Origin of the sequence: Bradyrhizobium centrosematis (assembly GCF_045571495.1) — a bacterium.
GTDB lineage: Bacteria > Pseudomonadota > Alphaproteobacteria > Rhizobiales > Xanthobacteraceae > Bradyrhizobium > Bradyrhizobium centrosematis.
Genome location: NZ_CP120703.1, coordinates 6280052 through 6295320 on the forward strand (window position 1 = coordinate 6280052; position 15269 = coordinate 6295320).

Annotated in this window: 11 protein-coding genes and 4 pseudogenes; 7 read left to right on the plus strand and 8 right to left on the minus strand. The window is 57.5% G+C overall.

Annotation, left to right across the window (positions count from 1 at the left end):
• Window positions 1-325: 325 nt before the first annotated feature.
• Window positions 326-2254, plus strand: a complete 1929-nt coding sequence (locus P6U31_RS29820; RefSeq protein WP_407185283.1) for an aconitase family protein — start codon at window positions 326-328, stop codon at window positions 2252-2254.
• A 329-nt stretch (window positions 2255-2583) separates the two neighbouring features.
• Here the strand turns inward: P6U31_RS29820 and P6U31_RS29825 are convergent.
• Window positions 2584-2925 (minus strand): annotated as a pseudogene (locus P6U31_RS29825) (hypothetical protein).
• 16 nt (window positions 2926-2941) lie between these two features.
• Window positions 2942-3263, minus strand: a pseudogene (locus P6U31_RS29830) (IS5/IS1182 family transposase); the annotation flags it as partial.
• Between the two features lie 120 nt (window positions 3264-3383).
• Between P6U31_RS29830 and P6U31_RS29835 the strand changes: the two are divergent.
• A complete protein-coding gene (locus P6U31_RS29835; RefSeq protein ID WP_407185284.1) occupies window positions 3384-3530 on the plus strand; it encodes a hypothetical protein in 147 nt (48 codons plus the stop codon).
• Window positions 3531-4046: 516 nt separating this feature from the next.
• On the opposite strand, the gene P6U31_RS29840 is transcribed toward P6U31_RS29835, so the two are convergent.
• Both P6U31_RS29840 and P6U31_RS29845 read right to left on the minus strand, forming a co-directional pair.
• Window positions 4047-6047 carry an acetyl/propionyl/methylcrotonyl-CoA carboxylase subunit alpha gene (locus P6U31_RS29840; RefSeq protein WP_407185285.1) on the minus strand — a complete coding sequence of 667 codons (2001 nt, stop codon included), beginning with the start codon at window positions 6045-6047 and terminating at the stop codon, window positions 4047-4049.
• A gap of 16 nt (window positions 6048-6063) precedes the next feature.
• On the minus strand, window positions 6064-7671 hold the full coding sequence (locus tag P6U31_RS29845; protein ID WP_407185286.1) for a carboxyl transferase domain-containing protein: 1608 nt from the start codon (window positions 7669-7671) through the stop codon (window positions 6064-6066).
• A gap of 1115 nt (window positions 7672-8786) precedes the next feature.
• Here P6U31_RS29845 and P6U31_RS29850 point away from each other — a divergent pair.
• From P6U31_RS29850 to P6U31_RS29870, 5 genes and pseudogenes are all read left to right on the plus strand, one after another.
• Window positions 8787-9953 (plus strand): annotated as a pseudogene (locus P6U31_RS29850) (2-isopropylmalate synthase); the annotation flags it as partial.
• Window positions 9954-10120: 167 nt separating this feature from the next.
• The gene (locus P6U31_RS29855; RefSeq protein ID WP_407185287.1) at window positions 10121-11065 is read left to right on the plus strand and encodes a LysR substrate-binding domain-containing protein; all 945 of its coding nucleotides are present in this window, start codon (window positions 10121-10123) and stop codon (window positions 11063-11065) included.
• Window positions 11066-11657: 592 nt separating this feature from the next.
• Window positions 11658-11777, plus strand: a complete 120-nt coding sequence (locus P6U31_RS29860) for a hypothetical protein (RefSeq protein WP_407185288.1) — start codon at window positions 11658-11660, stop codon at window positions 11775-11777.
• Window positions 11778-12351: 574 nt separating this feature from the next.
• On the plus strand, window positions 12352-12528 hold the full coding sequence (locus P6U31_RS29865) for a hypothetical protein (RefSeq protein WP_407185289.1): 177 nt from the start codon (window positions 12352-12354) through the stop codon (window positions 12526-12528).
• Between the two features lie 13 nt (window positions 12529-12541).
• Window positions 12542-12712 carry a hypothetical protein gene (locus P6U31_RS29870; RefSeq protein WP_407190085.1) on the plus strand — a complete coding sequence of 57 codons (171 nt, stop codon included), beginning with the start codon at window positions 12542-12544 and terminating at the stop codon, window positions 12710-12712.
• A gap of 3 nt (window positions 12713-12715) precedes the next feature.
• Here the strand turns inward: P6U31_RS29870 and P6U31_RS29875 are convergent, their stop codons facing one another.
• The 4 genes and pseudogenes from P6U31_RS29875 to P6U31_RS29890 all read right to left on the minus strand — a co-directional run.
• On the minus strand, window positions 12716-13105 hold the full coding sequence (locus tag P6U31_RS29875) for an IS4 family transposase (protein ID WP_407185290.1): 390 nt from the start codon (window positions 13103-13105) through the stop codon (window positions 12716-12718).
• A complete protein-coding gene (locus P6U31_RS29880) occupies window positions 13068-13394 on the minus strand; it encodes a hypothetical protein (RefSeq protein WP_407185291.1) in 327 nt (108 codons plus the stop codon). Before P6U31_RS29880 ends, P6U31_RS29875 begins: the two co-directional genes overlap by 38 nt.
• Before the next feature lie 56 nt (window positions 13395-13450).
• Window positions 13451-14170 carry a transposase DNA-binding-containing protein gene (locus P6U31_RS29885; protein WP_407185292.1) on the minus strand — a complete coding sequence of 240 codons (720 nt, stop codon included), beginning with the start codon at window positions 14168-14170 and terminating at the stop codon, window positions 13451-13453.
• A 480-nt stretch (window positions 14171-14650) separates the two neighbouring features.
• Window positions 14651-15010 (minus strand): annotated as a pseudogene (locus P6U31_RS29890) (IS3 family transposase); the annotation flags it as partial.
• Window positions 15011-15269 lie beyond the last annotated feature (259 nt).

Genomic DNA, 15269 nt, shown 5'->3' on the forward strand with positions numbered 1-15269 from the left:
GCCCAACGACACATCTTGAATGCGCCGACGAGTTATAGCGCCCGTACTTGCTGATCAAAGGCCGAACACGATCGTGTGTCGAGCTACTCTTTGACAGGCTGAGGACCCGCCGGATCGTTGCACAAGCGCGACTCGATAGATAGCAGCGTCGAGTCGTCTGCTTCAAGCTTGCAACGGGGGGGCGCCCAAAGCTTTTCGGTATTGGTGAGAGTAGCGGAATCTGTGGTGCAGCCACGCAATCGTTTCTCGATAAGAGGGGCTTCGTCATTTTCGCCGCGCCGGTTTGCAGATTTCCCGCTAAGCTTCGATAATGAGCCACTCGCATATGCCAGCGGACAACCTCATCCGCATCAACGGCCGGGTACTCTTCCTAACAGAAGATCCCGCGCTTGTTCTCGCGCAGCTAGAGGGAAACTCGTTGAGCATAACCAGTGCCGGCAAATTGCGAGACAATATCTCGACCGATGAGATTACGCCGGTTACTGTGATGTTCTCCTTTGACGAGAAGCTCGGACAATATCCCTACGTCGGCTTCGAAACGCGAGGCGAGCGACCGATCGGTGTTGGTGACATACGCCGCGGAGGCTTTGCTGTAACGGTCGCGGGTAGGCGTTACGGAAAAGGCTCGTCGCGAGAATCGAGTCCCCTAGCCGAGCTTCACGCTGGCATACGTTTAGTCATCGCCGAGAGCTTCGAGAAAATCTACCAGCAAAACTGCGACAACCTCGGCATTCTTACGAGCACAAACTACGCGCTCATCGACAGCATAGAAGCGGGCGATCCGATTCCGATTGAGGAATTTCTTCATGGGCGCGACGATCTAACCTGCCGCATAGTCCGCGCGGGTGGGTTGTTGCTCTACGCTCGGTCGCAGGTCTGGCACCCACCTGTTGTTCAACAGGTGAACACAAATGCGGTCTCACCGAGAACACTGGTTGACAAGATACTTGAGCGCCACCTCCACCCGAAAACATGTGATCTTGAACCCGGCACTGGCATTTTCGTGAGTCCGGACTGGCGATTCAGCCACGACTACTTTACTGGAATGACCGCACACTTCATGCACAGGGCCTTTGGTGAGCCGGCGCCGCTGTTTAACCCCGATCGCGTTGTCGCGTTTCGCGATCATTTGGTTCTCGCGCATCAAAGTATCCCACACCAGCATGACAATTTGCTTGGCGGTGTGGCCGAACTGGAAGAGGGCCACCATCGGTTTACACGGGTATATCCCGTTCGGTCCCATGAAGCTTTGCGGGACGGCACGGGCTCAGAAGGAATCTCTCACGCAATTATGGCGGAGCGGTATGCGCTGCCGGGAGAAATCGTCGTCGGCACAGATTCCCATACCCCCCACTCTGGCGCCCTCGGATGTCTGGCTTTTGGCGTGGGCGCAACCGAGATGGCCAATAGCTGGGTTACCGGCTATGTGAGATGCAAAGTTCCCGAAACAATCCGTGTTGAGATCGATGGCTTGCTTCCTCATGCGGTTACGGCAAAGGATGTTGCACTCCATCTACTGCAGCAACCTGACATGCGCGCCGGAATGGGTATGGGTTGCGTGTTCGAATACTGTGGTTCCACAGTTCGATCGATGCCAGTGGACGAGCGCGCGACACTCACGAACATGGTCGCTGAGCTTGGAGGCTTTACGGGCATAGTCGCGCCGGACGAACAGACGGTAGCCTTTCTCCGGGACCGCCGTAAAATCGAGTTCCGTATCGAGCCATGGATGACCAGCGACGCTGATGCACGCTATCGCGCTAGGATTAGGGTTGAAGCAGGGTTGCTGTCCCCGATGATCGCTAGCCCCGGTGATCCTGGTAACGGAATTTCGGTTAAACAGTTGACCGCCCCAGTAAAGATCGACATCGCATATGGGGGATCTTGCACGGGGGGAAAGCGGAGCGACTTCGATGCATATCATGAAGTCCTTCGATGGGGTCTCGACCACGGCTTTCGCGTCGCTGCCGAAACTACACTGTTCCTGCAGTTCGGTACTCTCGACGTCTATGAATATTGTGCGGACCGCGGTTTCCTCGAGACGTTTCGGCAGGTTGGCGCCGTCCTGCTCATGCCAGGCTGCGGTGCATGCGCTAATTGCGGGCCAGGCCAATCGGAAAATGCAGGGCAAGTGACCATCAGTGCCATTAACCGCAACTACCCCGGTCGATCAGGACCGGGCCAAGTCTGGCTGGCGAGCCCATACACAGTTGCAGCAAGCGCCATTCAAGGAAGGATTGCTCAATTCGAGTAGCGAGAACGCCACGAACGCCATCTTCCGCAGATGGGACTTCGGTCGGAGTGCATGCCAATTGATTCGGGGGAACGTCATTTTTTAACCTCGGGGGTCAAGCTCGTTCAACCATAGCTGAAAAGCGCTTGCATAGGCGTGTTCGGACATCTTATGCGGCAAGGGGGTGCAGTCGACCCTCATGCCACGCTAGGGGCAAGATGGATGCAGTCTTTCCTTATCTTCGGCAGCGACGTAGATGCCGTATCGGCCCCGCGCGCAGCAAGAGGCGGACCATCTCAATTGATGATGAGGTCGCGATCTGAGTCGGCTCTAGCAGGCTGTTGTAGAACTCAGCCGCGTTCGCAAACGAAGGCTGAATCGTCGCCATTGCAAATGTAGGAGTGGCCGACGAGCCTACCCGCAGCGCCGATCATAGCCCATCCGCAACCACAAGACGGATCATTCCCGTCGTGGCCTTCTCACGAGAACTCGGCGCGAGCCGGTCCGCCACGCGTGCCGTAACGCACGTCCAGGAAGCCCTTGAGAGGCGCAAGGGCGATTTCGCCATCGACGTGCCCTCGAAGGTGAGATGCGCCTCGTCGACAAGATCGAGGAAGTCGTTGTCCCGGCAGACCATCTCAATTCGGCAAGCGACCGACTAAGGCCTGGGCGAAGCCGGGCACCTTGGCAATCAATCGGTCTCCGCGATTAGCCGGGCAGCCGCACCAGATTGTAGGCCGTGGCAGCGAAGACAGATAAAGGCCCATGCGACGCGATCACGGATACTGAAGCTGGTTTTCTCTTGCCCGACGACCGTCTTGATCCAGCCGAGCCTCACGATCGGCTTGCGGACGCGCTGGCTGACGGCATAGCCGCCGTGCCAGGTAGTTCGTCCGTCAATCGCGGAGCTACGGCCGCTGGTGTCCTGTGCAACATACGGGTCACGTTCATCGAGCGCAGCTCGTTGACGAAGTCTTCCGCGTGCTCGGCTTTGTCGGCGCCAAGCCGGGATTGCAGTCGGCCGGTCGGCGGCGCACGCTGGTGGCTCGCCTTTCACGCAGATATGCGACCTGTGCGTCGCGAGCGACCACGGTTCTCTCGCTATCACCGAGCGAGGGTTGGCCGCGGCATGCATTGGGTGACCTCACTGATGCACATGCCGTCCCAGCTCATCGTGATGGAGCTGCTGATGATCGGCTCGCCTCTTAATGCGCACCTGGCGCCGAGCTTGGAAGTCAATGCCGTGGTGCCGCAGCAAGAATTGCGGGTCGCGGTTATGGCTGGCCTTGGAGAATAGCCGCCAAAGTGACCCTGACGGTGCGGGCGACCAGCGAACTTGTGTACCTTTCGACCGACATGGCCCATGTGCGGCGTGCGCGCTGAGCGACACCTCTTCGGGTTCGCTTCACTTAGCGAGAACCCGCAGGAGAAACCCGGTGCATTCGGGCAAAAGCCGTCGTCTCAGTGGCAGGACCGCTGATGGATATCGGTTCACATAAAAGATACCTTTTGCGTACCGGATCTATTCACAGGCGGAGGCCAATCCGGCTGGCCATGCTCGATGCAACGGGGCAACGCGGATCGGCGCGCTCGATAGCCCACAGCTCCTCGGCGCTGATCTATCCCACGTTCCTTCAATGGGCCGGGTTAAGATCAACGAGGATGCGAGCTGTTTGACCTGAGCTGATGAAGCAAATGAAAATTCTCGAGCGACCCGTGTAGTGCTTTAATTCCGTTCGGCTCGTCGAGCAAGACGGCAATCGTCATGCCGACTTGATTCAAGCTTCCCGAGCGCAAGACCTTGTTCCCGTACTTAAACCACCAGAGCTGAGTCGCGCTCGACAACGGCAATGATCGCGTTCCGATTGACGGTATCGCCAGTTTTGAAGTGGACTGCAGTCACTGTGCCATCCACCTCGCTAACAATGCGGAGCTCCATCTTCATTGATTCCATGATGATGGCCACGTCGCCTGCTTTCACGCGCGCGCCGACGTCGATGTTGACCTTCAGAACCACGCCCGTCATGGGGGCTCGCAGTTCGCCGCTAACCTCCGGAGTCGTATCGAGGTATCTTAGATAGGAAACTTCGTATAAGGCGTGAGCCCGACGAGGATCGTGAACGTAGATAGCGTTGTCCCGTGGAAATATACGTACGATCTCGCAGCGTGAATTTATCGCGGCTACAAAACTGTCGTCACCGAGCGCCGACAGTCTCACTGCAACCTTGGCCTCATTCACGCCAATCAACATCCAGTTGTCGGCTTGCATCGGTGCGAAGCGGATCTCCGCGCGCTTTCCTGCGCTCTCGAGATACAGGATGGGGATCGGCGCCATTCCGTCGTCGCCCCACGCCATGTGCCAACCGGTCAGCTCTCTGGACAGCCACGGTTGTTTGGATCCAGTCTCCCGTTGACGCATCATCCAGAAATAGGCTGCCATCGCAAGCGTATCGGTGTCGTTATCATGGACCTCGTTCGATCCATAGATCTGGTCATCGATGAGGCGCGTATGGAATGTAGCATTCCTCATCTCAGGTAACGCGATTAGCCGTCCGAGGAACTCTCTGTTGGTTGTGACGCCGAAGATCGATGTCTCATTAAGCGCACGACGAAGCCGATCTAGTGACTCGTCGCGAGTATCGGCATGCACAATGAGTTTAGCAAGCATCGAGTCATAGTAAGGCGTAACGATTGAACCACTTTCGACGCCGGTTTCGACGCGTATATCACCAGAGGGAAAGCTGACGTGCGCAATCTCTCCGGTGGATGGCATGAAGTCGTCGTTCGGGTCTTCCGCGCAGATGCGAGCCTCTATCGCATGCCCGCGGCATGTCACCGTTCCTTGTGCGATCGAAAGCCCGTCACCCGCTGCGATGCGGAGCATGAGCTCGACGATGTCCGTACCGGTAACCATTTCGGTCACGGGATGCTCAACCTGAATCCGGGGGTTGACTTCGAGGAAATAGCAGTCAGCGCCGCTGACGAGGAACTCGATGGTGCCGACACCCCGGTACTTGAGGCGCCGGCCGAGCTGGACGGCATCCTCAAGCATGCGCTCGCGAAGCCTCGATGGCAGGTTGGGAGCTGGCGCCTCCTCGATCAGCTTCTGGTGACGGCGCTGGAGCGAACATTCGCGCTCGAAGAGATGAATCACATTTCCGTGACCATCTCCCACGATCTGCACCTCGATATGCCGGGCCTGCTGAATCAGCTTCTCGATGATCAGGCGGGCGTCACCGAAGCCATTCTTGGCTTCGCGCATCGCGGACTCAATTGCGTCGCGTAGTCTCTCAATAGATGAGATGACCCGCATGCCCTTACCGCCGCCACCGACTGCAGCCTTCAGCATGACCGGCAGTTCGAGTTGGCGGACTGCGTCTTCGATTTCGGCGGGATCCTCGCTGGGAGCTTGGCAGCCGGGCACCGTGGCAATGCCAGCCGCAACGGCCTCCCGTTTCGCAGACGCCTTATCCCCCAAGCGTTTGATAGTGTCCGGCGTCGGCCCGATGAACACCAGGCCGGCACCCTCGACCGCGTGAGCGAACGCTGCGTTCTCGGCTAGGAAGCCAAAACCCGGATGAATGGCTTCGGCGCCGGTGGCCCTGGCGGCGGCGATCACGGTATTGATTCGTAGATAACTTTGTGATGCGGGGGCGGCCCCAATCTCGATTGACTCGCCAATGGTCTTGACATGCAAGGCGTCGGCATCGGCGGCGGAATGGACACCGGCCACCGCGACGCCGAGACGGCGGCAGCTGCGCGCGATGCGGCAGGCGATTTCACCCCGGTTGGCGATCAATATCTTCTTGAACACAATGGAACTCCTGGGTCTACATCCGCAACACGCCGAAGTTGGTGTGCCGATGCGGAATGCGGCCGGCCAAATCGAGCAGCAGCGCCATCACCTGGCGGGTTTCAAGCGGATCGATCACCATGTCGCACCACGTATTACGGGCGAAGTTGTATGAATTGGCGAAGTCTTCAAATGCGCGCCGAGTAGGAGCCATATAAGTCTCGCGTTCGGCGCTCGTCCAGGTTGTTCCATCGCGCTTGTGAACATTATCTTTGACCATCACGAGCGTGGTGGCCGCCTGGTCGGCGCCCATAATCGCGGAACGGGCATTAGGCCACATCATCATGGCGTTCGGCCGGAACGCTCGCCCGCACATTGCGAAGTATCCAGCGCCATAGGCATTGCCAACTATGAGCGTGTACTTCGGCACGTTGGCACTGGCCATTGCAGTTATCATCTTGGCTCCGTTCTTGGTGATACCGCCTTCCTCGGCCTCGCGGCCGACCATGAAGCCGGTGACGTCGGCCATGAACAGCATCGGAATGCCCCGCTTACAGCACAGGTCGATGAAGTGCGTCGCCTTCAACGCGCTTTCGGAGAACAGCACGCCATTGTTACAGAGGACACCGATCTCGAAACCCATGATCCGCGCGAAACCAGTCACTAAAGTGTCGCCATATAGCGGTTTGATCTCGTGGAATTGGCTGCCGTCGACCAGTCGGGCGAGGATGTCGCGGTTGTTGGTGGGAACGCGAGGGTCCGAGCTGATCAGGCCGTAGATTTCGGCTGGTTCGAACAACGGTTCGTGTACGGGGGCGACCGTCCACCTCTGGCGGGGAACCTCGCCCAGATTGGCCACTATCTCACGCGTGATGGCAATTGCGTGGGCGTCATTCTCGGCAAGGTGATCGGTTACGCCGCTGATGCGACTGTGCATTTCGCCGCCGCCGAGCGCTTCGCTTCCGACCGCCTCGCGCGTTGCCGCGTAGACGAGCTGCGGACCCCCGAGAAACATGGCGCCTTGGTTTCGGACGATAACAGTCTCGTCGCAGAGTGCGGGGATATAGGCGCCGCCGGCGGTGGAGGGGCCGTGCACAATTGCGATTTGCGGAATACCTTCGGCGGACATTCTGATCTGGTTAAAGAAAATCGAGCCGAACTGGCCGTCATCGGGGAAAATGTTGGGCTGGTCGGGCAGGTTGGCACCTCCCGACTGGACTAGAGTTACGCACGGAAGGCGGTGCTCCCAGGCGAAACGTTGAGCGCGGACGTGCTTCTTGCATGTGATGCCGTAATAGGTTCCTCCCTTTATAGTGGGCTCATTCACGATGATCATACAGGGACGTCTCGAGATGATTCCGACACCGGTGATGATGCTGCCGCCACCCGGCACGCCGTCGTACATGCCTTCACCGGCCAGTTGGCAGAATTCGAGGAATGGTGATCCAGGGTCGATCAAGGCCGCGATGCGCTCGCGCGGCAAGAGCTGACCACGGTCCTTATGAAGCTTGCGGGCCCGCTCGGATCCGCCGATCGCGACCGCAGCCCGGCGCCGTCGAAGATCCGAGATGCGGTCGGTGTAGGCGTCGCGGTTGCGGATGTATTCCTTGCTAGAAGTTGCTACGTCTGATTTCATAATTGGCATTCCGGAGATCCTGGCAGCTGGCACATTTCGCTTTCGATGCTCTTGCCGAATGTCAGAGTTTGGATTGCTAGGTTCCCGAGAGATGCGCCGGCCCGAGCATGACGCAGACACAACAGCAAACGACGACCTCAAGCTAGAACTATCATCGCGTCCCGTTGCGCTATTACAGATCCGACATGTCCGCCGTAAGGAAAGAATCACAACGCGGGCCCCATTCGAGCGACTCTCGAAGATCTTTATCGCCTAACAGCGCAGATCGTCCTATAAAGCGGTCAAACACTTTAGAGAGTGCCAGAGCGACGGTGTCGCTGAGTGAACTAGTGACTCGACCGTCCGATATGGGCGGCGGCCGTGATTTCGCTTATGAAATGCGGACGTCCTGGTCGTGATCAACTACCAACTCAAGCAATTGATCTTCGATGTCAGATGCATCATTTGGTCGACGATCAAGTATGACCCAAGCGCAAAAGATCGGCATTCAATGTAGATTGCGGTGCGTCCTTGTCGCAGTCTCTCCGCCGCGTGCCCATCACGGATCACTCCGCGTGATTTGTTGCATCGAAGTACGAACGCCGATTTCTCGCAATCACCGACCGATATCTGCAGTGATATGGCCCACCTCTGATTTTGTACTTCAATGGCGGCCATACAGCACCTCAGCGGTCATATTACCGTCCAGAGAATGCGGGCAAGGGAGGTTAAAGTGAGAAACACGATAAAGTCTTTTGGTTCAATCGTCGGAGCATATGCACGGTGCTTTTGCTGCAAGATCGCATTTTTTGCTTATCCTTGCCTCTATGGCTTCCCTCGGCATAACTAAAAGCGCGTCAGGACGCCATCCGCTTGCTCGCCCGATCGGGCAGAACTAGCAGCATTGGTAGTATCCGCCACAACATCGGCATCGTAGCATGCCTCGACAGCAAAAGAAGCGGGGCTCGCCATTGGCGCGGAAGTAGAGTTGAGGAGATGCAGTCGAGCACACGCTTGGCACTCTGGTGCGGCCAACGGCGTTGCGGCGAGCCGATGCAAGTGGCGTGAAAAATGTTGTCGTGTAAACCAGAGTAATCCTCTGGGCTGCTTTCAAGAAAAGATAACTGGCAAAGAAGGGGGACACTATGACGTCGTCGACCGAGAAAGAAAGGATCATTGTGTTCGACACGACCTTGCGTGATGGTGAGCAGGCGCCAGGGGCGACAATGAGCCTCGATGAAAAGCTCGAGATAGCTGAGACGCTTGATGAAATGAGGGTGGACGTCATAGAGGCGGGGTATCCTGCCGCTTCGGAAGGAGACTTTAAAGCGGTAAATGCGATTGCAAAGCAAGCAAAATGCGCGATCGTATGTGGACTTGCGCGGGCTAGACTAGAGGATATAGATCGTTGCGCTGAGGCTGTTAGACCTGCAAAGCGCGGCCGCATTAGCACGTTCATTTCCACTTCCCCGATCCATATGAAGTGGAAGCTTCAGATGAGCGAGGAACAGGTTTACGAGTTGGTAAGCGCTCAAGTAACAAGGGCGAGAACTCATACAGATGACGTCGAGTGGTCCTGCGAAGATGCCACGCGCAGCGAACACGACTTTCTGTGCCGGTGCATCGAGGCGGCAATCAATGCCGGAGCGAGTACGATCAATCTGGCAGACACGGTTGGGTATTCGATGCCTGAGGAATACGCCGCTATGATTAGAATGGTTCAGGATAGCGTACCAAACTCTGACAAGGCGACGTTTTCAGTCCATTGTCACAACGATCTTGGGATGGCGGTTTCCAACTCACTTGCCGGAATTTGCGCCGGCGCCCGACAAGTCGAGTGCACGGTCAACGGAATCGGCGAACGCGCAGGCAACGCATCTTTGGAAGAAGTTGTCATGGCCATCAAGGTTCGTAACGATATACTTCCTTACTGGACTAATATTGACGCCCAGATGCTTGCTCGCGCCTCCAAGCTAGTTAGCGCGGCGACCTCATTTCCCGTGCAGTACAACAAAGCGATTGTTGGTCGGAATGCGTTCGCGCACGAGGCCGGGATTCATCAAGACGGCATGTTGAAGAACGCCCTTACGTACGAAATAATGACGCCGGAGAGCGTTGGTGTGGAACGCACGTCGTTTGTTATGGGAAAACACTCGGGTCGCCGAGCATTTGCACGAAAAATGCAAGAGCTTGGCTACGGGGACTCAGAGCACGCACTAGAACGCGCGTTTGTACAGTTTAAGGCGTTGGCAGATCGGAAAAAAAACATTTCTGATGAGGACATTAAAGCCTTAGTTGCTGCCGAGCTTGCGGCGCGGTGATTTCCGGAAGGTGCTGCAACAATGTAGGCGGCAGCGTATGTTGCCTACGTTGCCTGCGTGCAAATCGGACGAGCGTTGTACGCTCATTGGTTCATAGAGTATCTTGCTCTGTCAAAGCGGAGCCTCGTAAACAACAGCCGACATCCTCGATTGCTCACATGGTGCACTTGTCAGGCCGCTCATTCGCGCGGCGTATAGATATTCGCTCGCTTCAGCTGTTCGTAACCGTTTGCGAGTTGGGCTCGATTGGTAGGGCGGCAGATCGGGAATCGCTGGCGGTCTCCGCAATCAGTAAGAGGCTTACCGACCTGGAGGCGGTCATCGGCGCGCAAGTGCTCTATCGTCATACAAGAGGCGTAAACGTTACACCTGCTGGTGAGGCACTCCTCCATCACGTGCGAGCTATTCTGCTTAAAATCCGAACGATGCAGATCGATCTCAGTGAGTATGGTGACGCGGTTCGAGGACATGTCAGGATTCAGGCCAACCTATCGGCAATAATTCAGTATCTTCCGGAAGATCTCGGCACCTTCCTCAAGTTGCAGCCGAAAGTGAAGATCGAAATAGAGGAACATCTTAGCGTTCACATCGTTAGGGCCGTCGCCGAGGGCGCCGCCGACCTTGGCATCTGTAGCTCGGGTATTATTCCGGCGCCCTCGGGCTTGGAAACAGTCCGCTATCGAAATGATGAACTCGTCTTAGTGGTGCCGCGGAAACACGCGCTTGCGCGGCAAAGTACGGTGTCCTTCGGCGCGACCTTGGACTTTGACCACGTCAGCTTGCAAAAGAAAAGCTCGATCTCGCTTGCTATGCGCGATGCCGCAGCCGCTGCAAACCGGCACATCCAGAGTCGTATTCAAGTAACCAGCCCACATGCAATGTGCCGAATGATTCAGAACGGCCTGGGCGTTGGGATCATGCCCCGTCGAGCATTCAGCTTTGAGCGGAGTGTAGGCGAGCTTGTATGTGTAAAGCTTCGAGAGCCCTGGGCGATGCGCAGTCTGAACCTTGTGTCAAGAGACTTCGCTGGATTGCCGCTCACTAGCAGGCAACTGGTCCATCATCTTCGGTCGGCAGATAATAGCAATACTGTCCTAGCTTAAGAGAAAGTCGATGAAAGGTCAGCCGGCCCGGCCTGTTCGAGCGCATCGACCAACACCTACGGTGGCTTCTCGGGTTGTCGCAGCAATTCCAGTGCCCATTGAGGCCAACTAGCGCTAGCCACCGACTAGGAGGATCGACGAGATCATGAAAGGGCCCCGATGGTAGGACCCGTGCTTAGCTGGAAGGGGGCTGCTCCGTTTGATAGACGGAGCGCATGCGTCGATAGCGGTCTGGCGCGAAGTGCAGGCGCGGAGGCTGAGAACATGGTGGACAACGCTGACGCGTTGACCACATGCCTACAGCAACTGCAGAGGCAGAGTCTCCGTAAAGGTGCGAGAATGAATCAGGAGAACCGGTTCAAGCGGTCCCGCTTCGCGGTCCAGTTCACCCGTCGATATCAGCTGGTATCGAGTCGTCCGTCGAGAACCTGCACTTCAGGCTCCGAACGTCGATGCCCGAGACCGACGCTGCTGAGGATTTGGAACAAGCGCTGTCCAAATTTCGTCAGCGCACCTACTAGCGTCGTTCAATGCTGATCACAGTCACCAGCCATTTGCCCCAACGGAGAAGGTCTTCGGGGGTGCCAAAAAAATGGCCACCGCGCTGCTCGACCGATTGACCGGTCACCGCGACATTGTCGAGTCCGGCTACGAGAGCTGTCGGCTCAAGAGCCGAGATGGCCATCACGCCACCGCCCAAAAGCTCGCGTGATTTTGCACTGCATCTGCGTCTACGGCTCATCTTTCGAAGTATCGCTCCGGCGAGGATCGCCTTGCGCTGTTTGATAGACGATGAAGAGGCTTATGACTGACCATATGCCTATGCCGAAGGTTTCCCAACTTGAAGTCGTCTCGACGGGCGCACGGCGCCGTTGGACATTGGAAGAAAGAGCTATGGCGGGCCGCGCCTGGTGTCGGTGACGGCACGACGTAACGGGCTGTCGACAAGCCAATTGTTCACGTGGCCGCGGCGGATACGATCTCGAGTGGCGCGCCACAACCGGTGTCTGCTGGCGATCTCTACATCTTCCGGGGTCTGCTTGTTCCGGTTGAGATCACGCCCGCCCACCGGCGCGGCATCCCCGTTCAGCTTGCCCTCGCGCCCCAACCGGCGGCGTAGAGCGACATGCCCAGCCCGTCATGCCAGAGGATCTTGACCAGATCGCCGCGCATGAGGATCGCGCTTCAGGCTCTCCTGGACCGCAAGCGCGAGGGCTTTGCATCTCGCGGCGCATGTCGGTGTGGCCGGTGGCGATCCAGACCCTGACGCCGCTCGGGAAGTTCATATGGCCTTCGGCGTCGGACGGCGCAGTATCGATTTCGGCGGCGCAGATGGCCTATATGCTGGAAGGGACCGACTGGCGGAATCCGCAACTGAGCTGGCGACCGCGGAGCGCGCGCTGATACAGGAAAATCTGCGGCTGCTGGCATTTTGCGGGAGTCCCATCGCGTCCAATCTGTGATTCACTGCGTCGCATGGATGCCGACCGCGACGCTGTTCCGGATGACATTGCCGCGCTGAAGAAGGCGCTGGCGGTCGAGCGCGCGAAAGGTTTGGAAATCGCCGCTGAACTTGCGGTCGCCCGCGCGAAAGCGTCGGAAGATGAAGCGCTGATCGCGCAGCAGAAGCGTAAGCATCCGGCGTAGCTTTCAATTAGCCACAAATTCTCCTCCGACCATGGCGCCCAGCGCGATGTCGGTGAGGCGTGACAGCCCGCGCCACATGACGGTATTGCCGGGCGGCGGATCGCTGGCGCGGGCGAGATAACCGCCGAGCCGGGCGATCTTGATCAGATAGTGCGAGAGCGTTTTCTGTCTTGCTTTTGGTTTGTCGTTGGCGAGGCGATCGAGCACACCGATTTCAGTCGCAGTCAACGCGAGGGTTGGTGGCGCGTCTGGGGCGGAACGGTTGAGCATCGTCATCCAGAAGACCCGCCAACTCAGGATGCAAAACACTGAGATCAGATTGGTCAGACGCTGGGCGGTCCGGAGCTTCGACTCCTCAGCTTTGCAGCCCGATTTGAGGATCTTGTGGAACACCTCGATCTTCCATCAAAGCATACCATTCGAGCTTCTCAATGGCGTCGGTGCGGGAACCAACCGGCAGGTCGGTGATCAGCTTCCAATCGATCTTCTTTCTGTTTTTAGGCGTCCCGCGCTCTTCGGCATGGATCACCGTCAGGGTCAGAGCGGGATAGCGCTTCTGCTTTCCGATCGGTGGCAGGACGCGTATCTTGCGATACCTGATCTCAAGAACGGCCTGGTCGGGATCGCCGTTGCTGTCTCTGATTTCGATGCGAAGGAGCCCTTTGACGGCGACCTCATCCATTTCGTCAGCGATCGAGTGATCCCCGTCTCCAGCCAAGCGGTCGACGCAGGTCCTGATCAGGAAATGAGTTTCGATCTCCTGTGCTGCGCAGAAAAGCTCGTAGATGTCACTCTCGCGATCACCGATATGGATGCATCGTCCCGGATGATCCACGAGTTTGTAGACTGCTTGAGATTTTCCAACCACCGGACGCTTTCCTTTTTCTCGATGGGAATCCGGGTCGGATTGATCTTCTTTTTAAGCGCTGCCGTCCCCTTGAATTTCTTCCGGGTCCAGAACTTAACGGCCGCAAACCCCAGCGGCACACCCTCGATTGTAACCGCGAGGCTCGAATGCATCAGGATGCCGCAAACCGTGTGCGATCTGACGCGGCCTGCCTTATCCCGTCCACTGTTTATGCTCTTGGTGATGCCGATCGCTTCTGACTTCTCGCGTTGATAGCTGAACTCGGTTGTGTCGTGCAGCACGAGAACGAGACCTTCAGCGGCGGCGGCACGATCATGCGTCGATTGGAAATGGCCGGCCAGAATGTCCGCTTCGCTGACCCGGTCATTGGAGAAGAAGCGGTAGGCAGCCTTGGTATTCGCCCAATCCTGGCAGACGAGCGGAATGCTTTGTCCCATGGCGCTTCCAATCTGCGTGAGCAGTTTGCGGAATCTGTCGCCGAGCCGCGCGTCCCTAAACTCGCATCCACTACTCTCTCGATCAATCCAACATTCGCCTTCCAAGGACCGCAAACAGCCTTTTGCCGATCGATCACTTAATGACAGCCCCATAGAGCACCCCCTCGCGAATCAGGTGCTCAGTAAGGAATCACAAGTGATTCTTTCGATTCAAGTTTTCGCCGATCCGCGCATCAACCCAAGCAGTCAAAGACATGGGTAATTGAAAGTCGCGCCAGACCGCCAGCGGCGTGCGATAGCCATGCGCCTGATCAAGGCGGCGATCGTTGTAGAAGGCGATTTAGCTCGCGACCCCTGCCTTGGCCTCGCGGCCGTCGGCATAGCCGCGCGCATCCCAAGCAACATGCATTGCCGGCGGATCGACAGCGTCATGTCGGCGCGATCGAGCATTCCTCGACAATCCAGCGTGCTCATCTTCCGGACCCCCGCGCTAAAACACTCGCGATCGACCGTCAGTTGGTCAATCTTGGCGTGCGGCTTCTCGATCTCGCATTCGCGAGCTTCCTCACTCTCCCTTGCGACACGCGCGTCAAAGGCCCGCGCTGCCTATTCTAGCAGTTGGCTCTTCCGGGCATAGCCATTCTGCATCGGCTTTCCCGGTGCGATGAAGTGCCAATCGATGTCTGCGTCCTTGCACCAAACCAGCATGGCGTTGCAGGTGAAGTCGGTGCCATGGTCGGAGGCAATCATTCCGGGTTTGTGCGTCGCTCGACGATTGCCGTGAGTTCGCGGGCCACGCGCCACCCCCAGATCGACGTGTGTCCGGAATACAGAAGCGTCGACCATTGGCGAACTGGTCGTGGACAAAGTCCAGTGACCAGCGGGCATTTGGCTTGGCCTCGACCACGATCGGAGCCCGGGTCACACCGCCTTGCGCTGAGCCCGCCACGTGCGGACGGTGAGCCCTTCTTCGCGATAAAGCTGGTAGATCCGGACTGGATTGCGCGCGCGCAGACCGGCGAGTACTCGGGCGGTAGCCATTCATTGCGGGCGTATATTTCTCGGTGACGATTCGCTGCTTTTCCAATGTCCAGAGTGTCGAGGAGCGCCTTCAGGTGCAGCAGACTTTCCGAGGAACCAATAGAGACAGACGCAGCGCGAGTAATGGTAACCGGGTCGTCTAGTCTCAGGGGCAATGCCTCCGGCTGCGGTTCACGTCCCCCAGATTCGGCTGCGGGCTCCCCTATCAGTC